We start from the raw sequence: 16,650 nt of genomic DNA, 5'->3' as shown, positions 1-16,650 counted from the left end.
ATTCAAATGAAAGGTTCCTTGCAGTTGGCGTGGCTCATGATGTCGGAGTGCGGCGGGCGTTACTCACCTTGTGAGAGGCGATCCTAAGGTCGGCCAGCGGGGCATTGCCGGCTTGGCCGGCATCGGTTGCTTCGAAAACGATCCGGCAGCGATATCCAAGCGCGCGAACTATCCGGAGATAGTTCGTAAGGGTGACGCTGGAATTGCCCTTCAGATATCGCGAAATCTGGCTGGGGTCGGTTCCGAGCAGAAAGCCGATCGCCTCCAGGCTCATCGGGTTCGTTCGCCGCAATTCCAGGATTTCATTGATGCAGGCTTCTTCATCGCGGGCGACGTCAAGCGCAAGTCGTCTGCTGGTCTCGCGGTCCGTGCCCGGAAAGTCTCGTGTGCGCGTTCTCATAGCTGCTCTCACCCTGGTTACGTTCAGTCATACGACGTCCGGGCGAGTTTGGATCACTCCTGAAGCGGGGACATGTTGGCCGCGGGCGCCGCAGCGAGCTCTCCTGGTTCGAGGGCGGCTCCCGGCCAGGGCTCAATCGATTGGCATGACGGAACAGGCGTCGCATGCGGCGGTCGATTGAGCGCGAACTGGCTCAGGCCCGGGACCGACGGTCGCCGCCGCAGACCATGAAGCCATCCTATCCCATTTCAGCCTGGGTGCGGCCTAGCCGGCGTCGTGCGTTCGCGCCGGCACGCGGGTGATCCGCGCCCCGAGCGCGTTGAGCCGCTCGTCGATACGTTCGTAGCCGCGTTCGATCTGGTCGGCATTGTTAATGGTACTGACGCCCTCGGCGCACACCGCGGCCAACAGCATGGCCATCCCGGCACGGATGTCAGGGGAGGTCATCAGCGCGCCCCGGAGCCGGCTCGGGCCGGCCACGATCGCCCGGTGCGGATCGCATAGCACGATCCGGGCGCCCATCGAGATCAGCTTGTCGACAAAAAACATCCGGGACTCGAACATCTTCTCGAACATCAGGATGACTCCGTCACACTGGGTGGCGGTCACGATGGCGATCGACATCAGATCGGCCGGAAAAGCCGGCCATGGCTGATCTTCCAGTTTCGGAACGTGGCCGCCGACATCGTCCCTGATCTTGAGCGTTTGACCCGATGTCACCACGAGGTCATCGCCTTTGACGCCGCAAACGATGCCGAGACGTTCAAAGCCCATCCGGATCGAGCGCAGATGCTCAACGCCGGCGCGCGCGATACGGAGCGGCGACCGCGTCACCGCAGCCAGCCCGATCAACGAGCCGACCTCGATGTGATCGGGGCCGATCGAATGGCTGGCGGCGCCGAGCGTTGCGGGTCCGTGCACGACCATGGTGTTGGTGCCGATCCCTTCGATGCGTGCCCCCAGCTTGACCAGGAAATGAGCGAGGTCCTGCACGTGCGGCTCGGAGGCTGCATTGCGCAGATAAGTCGTGCCGTGGGCCGCGACCGCCGCCATCAGTGCGTTTTCCGTGGCCGTCACGCTTGGCTCGTCGAGGAAAACATCGGCGGCTTTGAGGCGCGCGGCCCGGAATTCCAGCCGGTCCTTGGCGATCACCGTGGCACCGAGCTGTTCGAAAGCCAGAAAGTGCGTATCGAGACGCCGCCGGCCGATGACGTCGCCGCCAGGCGGCGGCAGCATCACCTCGCCGCAGCGGGCCAAAAGCGGTCCCGCCAAAAGGATCGAGGCGCGGATCCGCGCGCACAGCTGCGGATCGAGGTCGGTGGAGCGAACGCTCTTGGCGTGGATCGCAAGCGTGTTGCGGTGTCGCCATTCGGCCGTCGCCCCCACCGACCGGATCAGTTCCACCAGGGTTTCGGTATCGCGAATGCGCGGCACATTTTCCAGGATGACCGGGTGCTCGGTCAGCAGGGCAGCCGCGATGATCGGCAAGGCAGCATTCTTGTTCCCGGAAGGCTCGACCGTGCCCTTAAGCCGGTGGCCGCCTTCAACGATGTATTGGATCGGGGCCACCCGGCTCTTGCCTCACACATCCACGTTGGCGCTGAGCGAATTGTCCTGGATGAACTCGCGGCGCGGTTCGACCACGTCGCCCATCAGCTTGGTGAAGATGTCGTCGGCCTCGTCGACCTCCTTGATCCTGACCTGCAGCAGCGAGCGCTCGTTCTTGTCGAGCGTGGTCTCCCAGAGCTGGTCCGGATTCATTTCACCGAGGCCTTTGTAGCGCTGATACTTGACGCCCTCGCGGCCGGCTTCGATCACCGCCTCGAACAGGCTGACCGGGCCGTGGATCGGGGTTTCGGTATCCTTGCGGCGCAACAGGCCCGGCTTCGGATAGGCTTCCTGCAGCTTGGCCGCATAATCGTCGAGCTTGCGGGCGTCGGCGGAGCCGAGCAGCGCGTCGTCGATGATGGCGACATCCTTGACGCCGCGCACGGTGCGCTCGAAGAAAAACCCTTCGCCTTCGGTAAAGCGCCCGGTCCAGCCGCGCTCGACCTCTTCGGCCAGCGCATCGAGCCTTCGCGCGATATACTCGGCGGCGGCACTGGCGGTTGCAACGTTGCTGGTGATTTTCGGGTTGAGCACGCCGGCGATCGAGGCCTGCTCGATCACCTTGCGGTTGTAACGGCTGTGCAGATTGTGCAGCGTGTTGCGGATGATGCGTGCGTCCTCTACCAGCGCCTGCAGGTCGCGGCCGCCACGGTCCTCGCCGGAGGAAAGCCTGAAGACGCAGTCGTCGAGGCCGGTTTCAATCAGATAGTCTTCCAGCGCGCGCTCGTCCTTGAGGTATTGCTCGGATTTGCCGCGCATCACCTTGAAGAGCGGCGGCTGCGCGATATAGAGGAAGCCGCCCTCGATCAGCGCCGGCATCTGACGGAAGAAGAAAGTCAAAAGCAGCGTGCGGATATGCGCGCCGTCGACATCGGCGTCGGTCATCAGAATGATCTTGTGGTAGCGCAATTTGCTGAGATCGAAATCGTCGCGGCCGATGCCGGTGCCCAGTGCCGTGATCAGCGTGCCGATCTGTTCGGAGCCCAGCATCTTGTCGAAGCGCGCGCGCTCGACATTGAGGATCTTGCCGCGCAACGGCAGCACAGCCTGGAATTCGCGGTTGCGGCCCTGCTTGGCGCTGCCGCCGGCGCTGTCGCCCTCGACGATGAACAGTTCGGATTTGGCGGGATCGCGTTCCTGGCAGTCGGCGAGCTTGCCGGGCAGCGAGGCGATGTCGAGCGCGCCCTTGCGCCGCGTCAGCTCGCGCGCCTTGCGCGCTGCCTCGCGAGCGGCGGCGGCCTCGACTACCTTGCCGACGATGACCTTGGCCTCTGCCGGATGTTCCTCGAACCAGGCCGCCAGCGCCTCGTTCAGGACATTCTCGACCACCGGGCGCACTTCCGAGGACACCAGCTTGTCCTTGGTCTGCGAGGAGAATTTGGGGTCGGGCACTTTCACCGAGAGTACCGCAGTCAGGCCCTCGCGGCAGTCGTCGCCGGTCAGCGCGATCTTCTCGCGCTTGGCGATGGCGTCGGCGTAGCCGTTGACCTGGCGCGTCAGCGCGCCGCGAAATCCGGCCAGATGAGTGCCGCCGTCGCGCTGCGGAATGTTGTTGGTGAAACACAGCACGTTCTCGTGGTAGCTGTCGTTCCACCACAGCGCCGCCTCGACGCCGATGCCGTTCATCTCGGCATTGATCATGATCGGGGCGGGCACCATCGGCTTCTTGTTGCGATCGAGATATCTCACGAACTCCTCGACGCCGCCGTTGTAGCGCATCTCCTCGCGCTTCTCGACCGCGTGGCGCATGTCTGACAGCACGATATTGACGCCGGAATTCAGGAACGCGAGCTCGCGCAGACGATGTTCAAGGGTCGCGAAGTCGTATTCGACATTGGTGAAGGTTTCTTTGGAGGCTGTGAACGTCACCTCGGTGCCGCGTTTGCCGTGAGCCGCGCCAATCTCCCTGAGCGGCGCCACCGCGTCGCCATGGGCGAACTCGATGAAATGCTCCTTGCCGTCGCGCCAGACCCGCAAGATCAGCCTGCTCGACAGCGCGTTGACGACGGAAACGCCGACGCCGTGCAGGCCGCCCGACACCTTGTAGGAATTCTGGTCGAACTTTCCGCCCGCGTGCAGCTGGGTCATGATGACCTCGGCCGCGGAAATGCCCTCGCCCTTGTGGATGTCGACCGGGATGCCGCGACCGTCGTCGCGCACCGTAACCGAACCGTCGGCGTTTAGCACGACCTCTACCGCGGTGGCGTGGCCGGCCAGCGCCTCGTCGATGGCATTGTCGACCACTTCGTAGACCATGTGATGAAGGCCGCTGCCATCGTCGGTGTCGCCGATATACATGCCAGGCCGCTTGCGCACGGCATCGAGGCCTTTCAAAACCCGGATCGACTCCGCGCCGTATTCGATCGGAACGGAATGTTCGGTGTCGGCGATCGCTTGCCGGGCGGATTCTGTCATATCGGGCCTTTGATTGGGTCTTCGAATCAGCGCCGCAAACGAGGTGCTGAAGGTTCTATTTCTGCCATGAAAGGCGCCATGCGCCTAGCGCAAAGTCTGTATAATCAAGCCATTGAATAAATGGGATTTTTCTAGTGTTTTTCAAGGTGTCGGGAGGCCGGTTCAGGGCCTCCGTAAAAGTACCTGTCGGGGCCGATCATCGACGCTTGAGAACGCGTACGCAGGCGCCTGCCGCCCGGGATTTTTCAGCCCGCCAAGCGGTGCCGGGCGCCTCAGCGGCGCCGCGTGATCCGGCCGCTCTCGATCTCGAAGATTTCGCCCCCGGCGCCGATCTCGGCGAAGGCGGCGGGGTCGGCGCCGGTCATCCAGACCTGCGCGCCGAGCCGGGCCAGTTCCATGAACAGCGCGGTCCGCCTGTCGGGATCGAGATGGGCGACCACCTCATCGAGCAGCAGCAGCGGCGTAATGCCGGTGGTCTCTGCGACCAGGCTGGCATGGGCCAGCACCAGCCCGATCAGCAGCGCCTTTTGTTCGCCGGTGGAGGCGTCACGGGCCGGCGCGTTCTTCGGCGCGTAGATCACCTGCAGGTCGGTCAGATGCGGCCCGTCGAGCGTGCGGCCGGCGGCGGCGTCGCGGGCGCGGTTGTCGCGCAAAATCCCAAGATAGCGATCTTCCACGGCAGTGGCGGGTTCGCTGAGCAGCGCGTTTTCCATCCAGCCGTCGAGCATGATCGAGGCCTTCGGAAACGCGGAACCTGCACCCCGGGCGCGCAGCATGGCCGCGAGCTTGGTCGCGGTCTGACCGCGCATCGCCGCTACGGCGACGGCAAGCTCGGCGGTTTCGCGTTCGATCGCGTCACACCAATGGTCATCGTAATTGCGAACCTCCAACAGCCGGTTGCGCGACCGCAAGGAGCGGTCGAGCGCCGACACCCGGCTGGAATGCTCGCTGTCGATTGCCAGCACCAACCGGTCGAAAAACCGCCGCCGATCCGACGCCGCGCCGAGGAACAGTCCGTCCATCGCAGGCGTCAGCCACACCATGCGCAGATGATCGCCGAACGCGGTCGCCGAAGCCACCGGCTCGCGGTCGATCCGGCAGCGCCGGCTCACGGCCATGACCTCGCCGGCGGGAGCGTCGATGCCGGTGCCGAGCGTCGCCAGCCCGAGCGCGCCTTCTATTTCGGCTGAAACCGCCCATGAGCCATCGCCCTGATTGTCGGCGACGTCTTCGAGCGTGGCGCGGCGCAAGCCGCGCCCCGGCGACAGAAACGAAATCGCCTCGATACAGTTGGTCTTGCCGGCGCCATTGGGGCCGACCAGTACAACCATGTCACCGCGGGTCTGGAGGCTCGCCGCACGGTAGTTGCGGAAGTGCGTCAGGGTCAGGCGATGGATGCGGGAGATGGTCATGGTGAAACTATTCTCTCGCCGTTCCCGGCGTCATGCCGGGCATCCACGTCCTTGCTGCGCCAAGACTTGCTGCGCCAAGACTTGCTTCCCCAAGACTTGCTTCCCCAAGACGTGGATGGCCGGGACAAGCCCGGCCACGACGCCATCCAGTCAGCATGTGCGCGAACAAGCAGAGCGTCTCACACCCGCATCGGCATCAGCACGTAGAGCGCGCCTCTGAAATCCTTGTCCTGGACCAGCGTCGGCGAACCGGGATCGGCCAGTTTCAGCAGCGCAACCTCGCCTTCGATCTGAGCCGCGATATCCAGGAGGTAGCGCGAGTTGAATCCGATATCGAGCGGTTCGGAGGCGTATTCGACCTCAAGCTCTTCGGTGGCGCTGCCGGAATCCGGGTTGGTCACCGACAGCACCAGTTTGCCCGCGGACAGTGCCAGTTTCACCGCGCGGCCGCGTTCGCTCGAGATGGTCGAGACGCGGTCGACCGCGGCTTCGAAATCCTTCTTGTCGACGATCAGTTCCTTGTCGTTGTTTTGCGGGATGACGCGGCCGTAATCCGGAAACGTTCCGTCGATCAGCTTCGAGGTCAGAACGACATTGCCGATGGTGAAGCGGATCTTGCCACCTGACAGCTCTATCGTGACCTCGGCCTCGGTGTCCTCGATCAGCCGCTGCACTTCGCCAACGGTTTTGCGCGGCACGATCACCCCCGGCATGCCGGATGCGCCCTTGGGCAGAGGCAGGTCGACCTGCGCGAGACGATGGCCGTCGGTTGCGACCGCGCGCAGGGTTGTCGTCTGGTCGCTGCCGGCGGTATGCAGATAGATGCCGTTGAGATAGTAACGGGTCTCTTCGGTTGAAATCGCAAACTGGGTTCGGTCGATCAGCCGCTTGATGTCGGCGGCGGCCAGAGTGAACGAATGCGTCATGTCGCCGGCGGCAAGATCGGGAAAATCGGTTTCCGGCAGCGTTTGCAGCGTGAAGCGCGACCGGCCGGCGCGGATCGCCATCACCGAGCGGTCGCCATCGCCTTCCAGCACAATCTGAGCGCCGTCGGGCAGTTTGCGCACTATGTCGTAAAACATGTGCGCCGGCACGGTGGTCGAACCGCCGGTTGCGGTCTCCGCGGCAAGCGTTTCGGTCACCTCAAGGTCAAGGTCGGTGGCCTTCAGCGCCAGCCGCGCGTTTTCGGCGCGAACCAGTACATTGCCGAGGATCGGAATGGTGTTGCGGCGCTCGACCACGCGATGGACGTGGCCGAGCGACTTCAGCAGTTGCCCGCGTTCGACGGTGACCTTCATTGTTATACCCGCCTGATCCCTCAAGATGGAAACGCCGGACGGCCGAAGGCGCGCCGCGGCATTTGAAACCCGAAAAGCCTGCTCAATGCTGGATTTGATCAAACCCTAAGGGGGTTCGCAAGGTGGCGCGGATGGCCTGCCAGCGCAAGGGATGTTAGGCGGTTCCCCAGGTTTTGCAGATGAAAGCCCGGAACGCCAACGGCTTGTCTGCGCTCTTCCCTTCGCGGAATCCCTTGCGGCAAGCGGCGCGGCATGCACGCCGGAGCGCGTGTGTGGCTCGCCCCGCCCCGGCTCCCCCGCAAGATCACGGAGGGGACAGGAGAGAAGCTCACTCGCTCTGCAATTGCCGCTTCAGCTGCTCGACCTCCTCGCAGAGCGCGGTATCCCTTGCGACCAGCGCCTCGATCTTGCGAACGGCATGCAGCACCGTGGTGTGGTCGCGACCGCCGAAGCGGCGGCCGATCTCGGGCAGCGAGCGCAGCGTCAGCGTCTTCGCCAGATACATCGCGACCTGGCGCGGGCGAACCACGTTGGCCGTGCGCCGCGACGACAACAGGTCGGAGCGGCTGACATTGTATTGCCGGGCGACCACCCGTTGAATGTCCTCGATCTTGATGCGCTTGGGTTCCTGCGGGCGGATCAGGTCGCGCACTTCGCGCTCGGCCATTTCCAGGGTCACCGGCTGGGCGTTGAGTTTGCTGTGCGCCAGGAGACGGTTGATGGCGCCCTCGAGATCGCGGCCATTGTGGGTGATGGTCCGGGCGAGATAATCCAGCACCGGTGCCGGCACGTCGAAGCTCGCATGATGCGCGCGCGCGGCTGCGACACGCGACTTCAAGATCCCGAGCCGCAGTTCTTCGCCGAGCGATCCCATCTCGACCACCAGACCGCCGGCCAGACGCGAGCGCATGCGTTCGTCCAGGCTCTCAAGGTCGGCAGGCGGCCGGTCGGCCGCGATCACCACCTGACGCCCGGCGTCGATCAGCGCATTCAGGGTATGACAGAATTCAGCCTGGGTCGATTTGCCCTGCAGAAACTGCAGATCGTCGATCACAAGCACGTCGATGCCGCGCAATGCCTCCTTGAAGGCGAGCGCGGTCTGTGTCTTCAGCGCCGCGACGAAGCCGTACATGAATTTCTCGGCGGTGAGGTAAAGCACCTTGCGCTCGCTCCCCGAATTGCCGGCCCAGGTCACCGCCTGCAGCAGATGGGTTTTGCCCAAGCCGACGCCGGCGTGGATGTAGAGCGGATTGAACATCACGGGATCGCCGCGCCGTCCTTCCGCAACCTGGCGCGCCGCGGCGTGCGCCAAAGTATTGGAGCGGCCAATGACAAAACTTCCGAAGGTCAGGCGCGGATCGAGCGGCGAGCCGCCGAGCGCGTCGTGGTTGGCGGACACCGGCGCGATCGCGACCGCGCGTAGTTCGGGCGCGGGCCGGCCGTCGAAGCGCTCGGCGCGGCGTAGATCGGGCGGCGCCGAAGCTTCCTTTACAGTGGTCGCGCATCGCATGGCGGTCCGCACGGTCAGGTCGATCCGGTGTACCTCCGGCATCTCGGCCTGCCAGCAGCTGAGAACGCGGTCGGCATAGTGCGCCTGGATCCAGCTCTTGAGGAACCGCGTCGGAACCGAAAGGCGGACACTCTCCTGCTGCACGCCCTCCAGGTCCATCCGTGCAAACCAGCTTGTATAGACGTCCTCGCCCACGGTCGAACGTAACCGGCCCTTCACGCGTGTCCAACGATCCTGTTCGATATTTGCCATTGCCAGACGACTTTTCTCAAAGAGGGAATGAAGGGGTGAAATCGCCGTGCGGGCTTGCGCGCGCGGCGCGACCCCAAGCGAAGCTTCATCTTCAGCCATAGACCGGCCGTTCGGCGGAATGCCTTCAGTCGAGCCAGTCAGGTTGGAAAGGGAAGCCTCTAGCGAGGTCAGCGCCTACTCGACGGTCTGTCCGGAGTGCGCTCGCGAGGCCGGGCTAAGGCGACGTCCAGTATGGCATCGTTTGAGAATCGCATTTGACCGAATGTCGCGATGATTCCGTAACGCATGCAACCTCCCCATCTCGCCGCGATGATCCACGGCAAGTTGTCGCCACAAATGGGTACCAAATTCAGACCGCCGCGCCCGAACATCGATGGTTCGGTTGCGACGCCGCTTCGTTTGGCCCGCTCTTCAAAAAGACCGCCACTGGCTCCGCCTTCTGCGCGATGTTCGGGATGGCCGGTGCGTATGTCTCTTGTTCGAAGTGAGCGAGACATCATGCCGCGCTTGAGAAATTTCGACACAGGCCAACATCCCCCATATTGCTATGAGGCTCGATCCGACAGTCGCTTGGAAAGCATCGCCAACGTGCACACCGCCGCCGATTTGCACATCCGCCCCGTAATCTCAAACCGCGCTGGTCTGAAGAGTCGTGGGCGCCGCGAAGGTCTCTAGAGATACATCATGCCTTGTTTCCCGCAACGGAAATGATTCGATCCGGGTAGCCGAGAAAATAGCTTCGCATTCGCGAAATCAGGCAGCGGATTTTTTGGAGCGCGACAAGGTTTTGAATCTGTGCGGAGATTCGAAATGCCGCAACGTCGTCATATTTCTCATATTCGCCCAAAATAAATTCATAAAATGGTTACGTTTGAGCGAGGCGGGAGCGAGTTTTTCAACAACGCGCCGCCACTATGCCGATAAGTGACTACGCAAGCGCGTTTTTTTTTGATCATCGCGACAGGGTAACCCTGCGGCTTTTTTAAGATGCGTGCACGCTGTCGCGATTGCTATCTCCAATACGCGGCGGACCGAGAACAGCATCGCTTTCGCCTTGGCCGGCGCGGACTTCTTAAGCCCCGCGAGTTGCATAGCGCGGGTAGAAACGCGGCTTTTCTAAAACGTGTGCACGCTGTCGTGACTGCTGTTTCCGATACGCGATCGATTCAGAACGTGCATCGCTTTCGCCTTGGCCGGCGCGGACTTCTTAAGCCCCGCGAGTTGCATAGCGTTTGTAAAAATACGGGCCGCGCGAGAATTCGTTTCTTCCGTGCGACGCGCTCTATCTTCCCTGCAAAGTGCGAAGCGCAGCGACCACAAATAGAAAAAGCCCGGCGCTGCCGGGCTTTTTTTTAAGGGCCATGCTTCGATCATTTCATTTTGAAAGCTTGGCGATCTGATGCGCAAGCCGCGAGACCTTACGGCTCGCATTGTTCTTGTGAATGATGTTTCGCTGCGCAGCCTGCATCAGTTCCGGTTCCGCGCGCGTCATCGCTTTCAGCGCGGCATCACGGTCACCGCTCTTGATCGCCTCTTCAACCGTACGGACCGCGCCGCGCATCTGGGTGCGACGTGATTTGTTGATAATGGTGCGGCGGGCAATCTTGCGCGTCGCCTTCTTGGCGGAACTGGTATTGGCCATCTTCCCGGTCATCCTTCGGCGTTGACCAATCGCTTGTCGGGTCGGGCCTGAGCATGCCGGCCGTTCAACGCGTGATCGACGCTATCGTGTTTCGACGCTATCGTGTTTTCAGGTGCCTCTGAGAATGCCGTTGCTCTGGAAGCGAAACATGCTCACACGACATGCTCGCATCACGGCGCCGCTCAAAGTACAGCGGCGGCGGGATTGCGCCCGCCGCCATTCGCCCATCTTATAGAGGGCGGGTTTTGCAGCGTCAACGCCTTCCCACGCCCCCCGACGGCCCGCAAGCCCGCATTGAAAGGCCCTTCAAGGCGCTGATGAGGTTGAATTTCCCCTGCCGCCCCGGTAATGGCTGGCTGTGTTTTCGGGCGCCGACAGGCATAGGGTGACGCATGATCCGCGGCTTTTTCCGACTGGTCGGCCTGCTGCTGCTGGCCGGCGGATTTGTCTTCATGGTCTACGACGGAGCGCGCTGGGTCGCGGATCAGACGCTGCGGTTCACCCAGTTTGGTCAATTCTGGAACGATATCCATCAATCCAGCCAGCAGGCATTCCGGGCCTGGGTGGAAAGCCATGCGCCCTGGTTGTGGACCAGCGTCATCAAAATCGTCCTGGACCAGCCGGTTTTTGCCGTGATGGGCCTTTTGGGTATTCTGCTGATGCTGCTGTTCCGGCCGCGCAAGCCGTTGATCGGCTACTCGCGGAACTGACCGGGGTCGCGTCACCGGATTTGCCGTTGAGCGGTCCGGCCGAGCGGGGCTGCCGGGACCCCCGGAAGACATGTATAAGTGGCCGGCAAGGGGCGCATTTTGTCGCCGCGAGTTCGAATTCAATCCGCCGGGAGGTAGATCATGTTGTTCATGCGCAAAACCACCGCGTTGCCGAGCGCAGCCGAGGCGCTGCCTGGCCGTGCCCAATCCATTCCCACCGCAACCAGCCATTATGTGAACGGTCATCGGCTGCAGCCGCCCTATCCTGCAGGCCTGGAGCAGGCAGTGTTCGGGCTCGGCTGCTTCTGGGGCGCGGAACGTAAGTTCTGGGAACTCGGCGACGGCATCTATGCCACCGCCGTGGGCTATGCCGGCGGCCACACCCGAAACCCTACTTACGAGGAGGTTTGTTCCGGCCGCACCGGCCATACCGAAGTGGTGCTGGTGGTGTTCGACCCGAAAAAGATCCCCTACGATCAGTTGCTGAAGATTTTCTGGGAAAGTCATAACCCGACCCAGGGCATGCGTCAGGGCAATGACGTCGGGACCCAATATCGTTCCGCGATCTACACCTTCAGTGACTCGCAGCGCAAAGCCGCCGGCGCTTCCAGCGCGGCCTATCAAAAGGCGTTGGCGGTAAAGGGTCTGGGCACCATCACCACGGAGATCGCGCCGGCCGGCGAGTTCTATTTCGCCGAGGACTACCATCAGCAATATCTGGCCAAGAATCCGGCCGGCTATTGCGGGCTTGGCGGCACCGGGGTGGCCTGCCCGGTTGGCGTCAGCGCCTGATCGCCTCGCGCGGCGCGGAAAGCCGATTTTCGGTACTTCCGCAGCGCATCGGGACAACGGTCCGTTAACCATAACCGATACAATACTGCAGCCACGAAGAGGGATGGCTCCGGTGTGGGTAGTGCGCGCGTTTCGATTGCCGATCATTGCCGCAATGGGCGCGCTCGCTCTGTCGGGCTGCATGCACACGTCCGCGCCAGTCGCGGCGGCGCAGCCGCCAGTCGATCTCGACGCCGTGGCATACAGTCAGCCGCCGAATTCGGCGCGAGCCGGCGTTGTCGCATCGCCGTCCGGCATCGCGGATTCCGGTGGCGCGCTCAGCGCGCTTCGCAAGAGCTTTGCCGTAGCGCAGCAGCGATCCTATGCGCCGGCCCCGGCCAATTATGCGGTCGCGCCGATGGCTGCGGTCAATGACGCGGCCTATCGGCTCGATGCCGGCGACAAGTTGCGGGTCGTGGTTTACGGTCAGGACGGCATCACCAACACTTACGCGCTCGATGCCGGCGGCTCGATCACCATGCCGCTGATCGGCGCAGTGCCCGCGCGCGGGCGAACCACCGCGGGCCTGGCTGCGGAGATCAGCGCCAGACTGCGCCACGGCTTCATCCGCGAGCCGTCGGTGGCGGTGGAGATCGAGGTCTACAGGCCGTTCTTCATCCTCGGCGAAGTCGCGGCTCCCGGCCAGTATCCTTATGTTCCGAATATGAGCGTGGAGAGTGCGGTAGCGATCGCCGGCGGATTTTCGCCGCGCGCCCGTCGCGACCGGGTGACGCTGACTCATAGCGATGACGCCGGTTCGATGCGCACGGTAGTGCCGCTCGGCACCGCGCTCAGCCCTGGCGACACCGTCGTGGTCGGCGAACGCTGGTTCTGACGCGGGTCATTGCGAAGAAGAGTGCAGCGTGGCTGCTATTGCCACATCCAATTATGGCCCCAATCGCCCTTCCAGGCGGCCAGCCTGCCCTTGCGGAATTGCAGATAGAGCCGGTGGCGCTGGGGAAACAGGCCGCTGCCGCCGATGTCGCGGGACGCCAGGTAGATTTCATCGCCCGGGCGTCCGCTGATGTAGTTCAGCGGCGTGCCCAGCGCGCGCGCGGTGTCCTCCAGGTCCATCCCGAACGCCAGCGGCACATTGTTCGACAGCGTCGCGGTAAAGGGCGACGAGCGCGACGCCCCTGCCGGCGCAAATGACTCGGCGCGCGCAGGCCCAAGGCGCGAGATCAAACACGCGACGGCGATGACGAGCAGCAAGGATGCGCTCAACGACGGCCGTTTCATGACGCGACCCGCCTTTCCAGGGCGCCGCCCGGCGGCAGCCCATCGACAGCGGAGCCCTCGCCATGGAACTCACAATAAATCTTGATCCCGTCCCGATCGATTTTTGGCATCGCGGTTATCTGCAAGAACTCCAGAGCAGCCCATCCTAGCGCAATCTGGAGCGCGAAGGGAATTGTCCAGCTGCGAAAGCGGCGCTCGCCGCGCCGGTCGATGGGCCCTTACCCCTGCGCTTACGAAAAGTCATTGCCGCAACGCACAATGCCAATAGTAACTTTATTGGCGCGCCCGATTCCAAATGGCATTGCCTCCCGCGCAGAACCCGATCATTGTGCCGCACAGGGTCGGCATCAGCCCGGTGGATGCCAGACCGTCAACCAAATGTGAGTTGCCGCCGTAAGCGGGATCATGCACCGGCAGGGGAAGAGAAAATGCCTACTCTCAATATCAACGGACGGAATATGTCCGTCGAAGCGGCGCCCGATACGCCGCTGCTCTGGGCCATTCGCGAACAATTGCAGATGACCGGTACCAAATTCGGCTGCGGCGCCGGCCTGTGCGGCGCCTGCACGGTGCATCTCAATGGCGAAGCGGTGCGATCCTGCCAGACGTCGCTGAGCGACGCCGCCGGCAAGAAGATCACCACCATCGAAGGCCTCAGCGCCAAGGGCGACCATCCGCTGCAGAAGGCATGGATTGCCGAGCAGGTTCCGCAATGCGGCTACTGCCAATCCGGGCAGATCATGCAGGCAGCCTCGCTGCTCGCCAAGAACTCAAATCCGACCAGGGAAGAAGTCGTGGCGCACATGGATGGCAATCTCTGCCGCTGCATGACCTATTCGCGCATCCAGAAGGCGATCATGCGCGCAGCTTCCGAAATTCGCACCGCGTCCAACGCGGGCAACGAGCGGAGGGCAACATGAATACGCACGTGAACTTCACACAGAGCAAGCCGGCCGATCTCAGCCGCCGCTCGTTCCTCGTCGGGTCCGCCGCCGCGGGTCTCGCGCTCGGCTATTCCGCCGTCCCCGGTCTGCTCGGCGCCGATCAGGCGTTCGCCGCAACAGCCAATTTCGATCCCAGCGTCTGGTACTCGATCGCGCCGGACGGGATTGTCACCGTGACCTGCGGCAAGGCCGACATGGGCCAGCACATCGGCTCGACCATGGCGCAGATCATTTCCGAAGAGCTCGGCGCGAACTGGAAGGACGTGAGGCTTCAACTCGCCTCCAACGATCCGAAGTTCAACGACCCCGTGCTCGGCGCGCAGATTACCGGCGGCAGCTGGAGCACCATGATGAACTTCGATGCGATGAGCCGCGCGGGTGCGGCGGGTCGCATCGCGCTGACGGAAGCCGCGGCCGCCGCGATGGGCGCGCCTGGCGACGAACTGTTGGTCAGGGACTCCGTGATCAGCCATCCGAAGTCGAAGAAGTCGATGACGTTTGCGGAGATCGTCAAGAGCGGCAAGATCACCAAGACGTTTACCCCGGATGAACTCAAGGCGATCAAGCTCAAGACGCCGGATCAATACACCATGATCGGGGTCTCGGTGCCGCAGCTCGATATTCCCTCCAAGACCAACGGCACGGCCAAATACGGCATCGACGTCATGCTGCCGGGCATGGCCTATGGCCGGATCGTCACGCCCCCGGTGCGCTATGGCGCCACGGTCAAATCGGTCGACGACAGCGAGGCCAAGAAGGTGCCGGGCTTCATCAAGGCCGTCATCCTCGACGACAAGACCGCGACCACGAGCGGTTGGGTGGTGGCGGTGGCCAACACCTATGCCAATGCCATCAAGGCGGCGGATGCTCTCAAGGTGACCTACGACAGCGGACCGAACGCCAAACTGTCGAGCGACTCCCTGCTCGACGAAGCCAGGCGGTTGCAGGCGCTCGACGATTCCGGGCTGTTCTTCGTCAAGGATGGCGATACCGCCGCGGCATTCGGCACTGCGGCGAAGGTGATGGAGGCAGAGTACACCACCAACATCAACATCCACGCGCCGCTGGAGCCGATGAACGCCACGGCCGAACAGAAGGGCGATATCTGGCACCTCTATTCCGGCAACCAGTTCGCGACGCGCTCCGGCGCGATCGCGGCGGGGGCGGCCGGCGTCGATCCCAAATACGTCGTGATGCACCAGATGTTTCTGGGCGGAGGCTTCGGCCGCCGTCTCGACGCCGACATGATGGTGCCGGCGGTGCAGGCGGCCAAGGCCGTCGGCAAACCGGTCAAGGTCATCTATTCGCGCCAGAACGACATGACCATGGACTTCTCGCGTCCGCTGACGTTCCAGAAGGTCAAGGCCGGTCTGGACGGCGACGGCAAGCTCGTTGCGCTCAATCACGACGTGGTCTCGGCATGGCCGACCAAGCGCTGGGGAATCCCTGATTTCCTGTCGCCATCGGTCGACAAGAAAGGGGCGCTCGATGCGTTCACGGTGAACGGCGCGGACTTCTTCTATTCCGTGCCCAATCACAACGTCCGCGCCATCCTCAACGAGATGGCGCACAACGCCACTCCTTCGGGTCAGTTGCGGTCGGTCGCACCGGGCTGGACCTTCTGGGCGGTCGAGAGCATGGTCGATGAAATCGCCCATGCGGTCGGCAAGGATCCGGCGCAGTACCGGATCGACATGCTCGACGGCAAGGGCGCCAATGCCGGTGGCGCGCAACGTCTGCGCAACACCCTGCTCGCGGCCATGGGCATGTCCGGCTACGGCACCAAGCAACTGCCCAAAGGCGAAGGCATGGGCGTTGCCTGCGTCTCGTCCCAGGAACGGGCAACGGCAAGCTGGACCGCCTGCGTGGCCCATGTCGCGGTGGCGCCGTCCGGTGAGGTCAAGGTCAAGAAACTGACCGTGGCCACCGACGTCGGCACCCAGGTGCATCCCGACAATATCCGGGCCCAGGTCGAGGGCGCGGCGTTGTGGGGTCTTTCGCTGGCGATGTACGAGAAGGCGACCCTGAAGGACGGCGGCATCGAGCAGACCAACTTCGACACCTACACGCCGCTGCGCATGAGCCAGCTGCCGGAAGTATCCGTCAGCGTCATCGCCAACGGCGAAAAAGCCACCGGCGTCGGCGAGCCGGCGGTGACGGTGATCGCGCCCGCGCTCGGCAACGCGATCTTCAATGCCTGCGGCGCCCGCGTCCGCGCGCTGCCGATCACGGCTGACGCCGTGAAGGCAGCGATGAACAAGGCCTAGCCCGAGCCGCGGCTGACGCCATCATGACGGTCCGCCGGAGGCTTCCTCCGGCGGATTTTTTTTGCTTGCAATCCGCTACCCCAGCATCTTGCGCAGTTCCGTCTTCGCGACCTTCTCCAGCG

At 63.2% G+C, this 16,650-nt stretch carries 13 protein-coding genes; 5 read left to right on the top strand and 8 right to left on the bottom strand.

Annotation, left to right across the window (positions count from 1 at the left end):
* Positions 1 to 34: 34 nt before the first annotated feature.
* The 7 genes from ABSG20_RS03740 to rpsT form a co-directional block, all read right to left on the bottom strand.
* Entirely contained in the window at positions 35 to 400 is a 366-nt protein-coding gene (locus ABSG20_RS03740; protein ID WP_423863139.1) for a helix-turn-helix domain-containing protein, read from the bottom strand.
* A gap of 264 nt (positions 401 to 664) precedes the next feature.
* Positions 665 to 1,969, bottom strand: coding sequence for a UDP-N-acetylglucosamine 1-carboxyvinyltransferase (gene murA / locus ABSG20_RS03735; RefSeq protein ID WP_423863138.1), 1,305 nt, complete (start codon positions 1,967 to 1,969; stop codon positions 665 to 667).
* Between the two features lie 12 nt (positions 1,970 to 1,981).
* The gene (gyrB, locus tag ABSG20_RS03730; RefSeq protein ID WP_423863137.1) at positions 1,982 to 4,423 is read right to left on the bottom strand and encodes a DNA topoisomerase (ATP-hydrolyzing) subunit B; all 2,442 of its coding nucleotides are present in this window, start codon (positions 4,421 to 4,423) and stop codon (positions 1,982 to 1,984) included.
* A 272-nt stretch (positions 4,424 to 4,695) separates the two neighbouring features.
* Positions 4,696 to 5,835, bottom strand: a complete 1,140-nt coding sequence (gene recF / locus ABSG20_RS03725) for a DNA replication/repair protein RecF (protein WP_423863136.1) — start codon at positions 5,833 to 5,835, stop codon at positions 4,696 to 4,698.
* A 179-nt stretch (positions 5,836 to 6,014) separates the two neighbouring features.
* A complete protein-coding gene (gene dnaN / locus ABSG20_RS03720) occupies positions 6,015 to 7,133 on the bottom strand; it encodes a DNA polymerase III subunit beta (RefSeq protein ID WP_423863135.1) in 1,119 nt (372 codons plus the stop codon).
* A gap of 328 nt (positions 7,134 to 7,461) precedes the next feature.
* Positions 7,462 to 8,895 carry a chromosomal replication initiator protein DnaA gene (dnaA, locus tag ABSG20_RS03715; protein WP_423863134.1) on the bottom strand — a complete coding sequence of 478 codons (1,434 nt, stop codon included), beginning with the start codon at positions 8,893 to 8,895 and terminating at the stop codon, positions 7,462 to 7,464.
* Between the two features lie 1,375 nt (positions 8,896 to 10,270).
* Positions 10,271 to 10,537, bottom strand: coding sequence for a 30S ribosomal protein S20 (rpsT, locus tag ABSG20_RS03710; protein ID WP_423863133.1), 267 nt, complete (start codon positions 10,535 to 10,537; stop codon positions 10,271 to 10,273).
* 392 nt (positions 10,538 to 10,929) lie between these two features.
* On the opposite strand from rpsT, the gene ABSG20_RS03705 reads away from it, so the two are divergent.
* The 3 genes from ABSG20_RS03705 to ABSG20_RS03695 all read left to right on the top strand — a co-directional run bounded on the left by ABSG20_RS03705 (position 10,930) and on the right by ABSG20_RS03695 (position 12,913).
* Positions 10,930 to 11,247 (top strand): hypothetical protein, encoded by a 318-nt coding sequence (locus ABSG20_RS03705; RefSeq protein ID WP_423863132.1) that lies wholly within the window; start codon positions 10,930 to 10,932, stop codon positions 11,245 to 11,247.
* Between the two features lie 141 nt (positions 11,248 to 11,388).
* A complete protein-coding gene (msrA, locus tag ABSG20_RS03700; RefSeq protein ID WP_423863131.1) occupies positions 11,389 to 12,039 on the top strand; it encodes a peptide-methionine (S)-S-oxide reductase MsrA in 651 nt (216 codons plus the stop codon).
* A 121-nt stretch (positions 12,040 to 12,160) separates the two neighbouring features.
* A complete protein-coding gene (locus tag ABSG20_RS03695; RefSeq protein ID WP_423863152.1) occupies positions 12,161 to 12,913 on the top strand; it encodes a polysaccharide biosynthesis/export family protein in 753 nt (250 codons plus the stop codon).
* A 35-nt stretch (positions 12,914 to 12,948) separates the two neighbouring features.
* On the opposite strand, the gene ABSG20_RS03690 is transcribed toward ABSG20_RS03695, so the two are convergent.
* Positions 12,949 to 13,317, bottom strand: coding sequence for a hypothetical protein (locus tag ABSG20_RS03690; protein WP_423863130.1), 369 nt, complete (start codon positions 13,315 to 13,317; stop codon positions 12,949 to 12,951).
* Between the two features lie 428 nt (positions 13,318 to 13,745).
* On the opposite strand from ABSG20_RS03690, the gene ABSG20_RS03685 reads away from it, so the two are divergent.
* Entirely contained in the window at positions 13,746 to 14,237 is a 492-nt protein-coding gene (locus ABSG20_RS03685) for a (2Fe-2S)-binding protein (protein WP_423863129.1), read from the top strand.
* Complete coding sequence (locus ABSG20_RS03680; protein ID WP_423863128.1) at positions 14,234 to 16,528, top strand: xanthine dehydrogenase family protein molybdopterin-binding subunit; 2,295 nt, start codon at positions 14,234 to 14,236, stop codon at positions 16,526 to 16,528. The genes ABSG20_RS03685 and ABSG20_RS03680 overlap by 4 nt, the downstream gene beginning before the upstream one ends.
* Positions 16,529 to 16,650: the final 122 nt, after the last annotated feature.

Origin of the sequence: Bradyrhizobium sp., from assembly GCF_049512235.1 — a bacterium.
GTDB lineage: Bacteria > Pseudomonadota > Alphaproteobacteria > Rhizobiales > Xanthobacteraceae > Bradyrhizobium.
Note: the sequence above shows the minus strand (reverse complement) of the source record. Positions and strands in the feature narration are given on the sequence as shown.

Coding starts and splice junctions, on each gene's coding strand:
- ABSG20_RS03740 (WP_423863139.1), bottom strand. CDS start 400: ATGAGAACGCGCACACGAGACTTTCCGGGCACGGACCGCGAGACCAGC.
- gyrB (WP_423863137.1), bottom strand. CDS start 4,423: ATGACAGAATCCGCCCGGCAAGCGATCGCCGACACCGAACATTCCGTT.
- recF (WP_423863136.1), bottom strand. CDS start 5,835: ATGACCATCTCCCGCATCCATCGCCTGACCCTGACGCACTTCCGCAAC.
- dnaN (WP_423863135.1), bottom strand. CDS start 7,133: ATGAAGGTCACCGTCGAACGCGGGCAACTGCTGAAGTCGCTCGGCCAC.
- dnaA (WP_423863134.1), bottom strand. CDS start 8,895: ATGGCAAATATCGAACAGGATCGTTGGACACGCGTGAAGGGCCGGTTA.
- rpsT (WP_423863133.1), bottom strand. CDS start 10,537: ATGGCCAATACCAGTTCCGCCAAGAAGGCGACGCGCAAGATTGCCCGC.
- ABSG20_RS03705 (WP_423863132.1), top strand. CDS start 10,930: ATGATCCGCGGCTTTTTCCGACTGGTCGGCCTGCTGCTGCTGGCCGGC.
- msrA (WP_423863131.1), top strand. CDS start 11,389: ATGTTGTTCATGCGCAAAACCACCGCGTTGCCGAGCGCAGCCGAGGCG.
- ABSG20_RS03690 (WP_423863130.1), bottom strand. CDS start 13,317: ATGAAACGGCCGTCGTTGAGCGCATCCTTGCTGCTCGTCATCGCCGTC.
- ABSG20_RS03685 (WP_423863129.1), top strand. CDS start 13,746: ATGCCTACTCTCAATATCAACGGACGGAATATGTCCGTCGAAGCGGCG.
- ABSG20_RS03680 (WP_423863128.1), top strand. CDS start 14,234: ATGAATACGCACGTGAACTTCACACAGAGCAAGCCGGCCGATCTCAGC.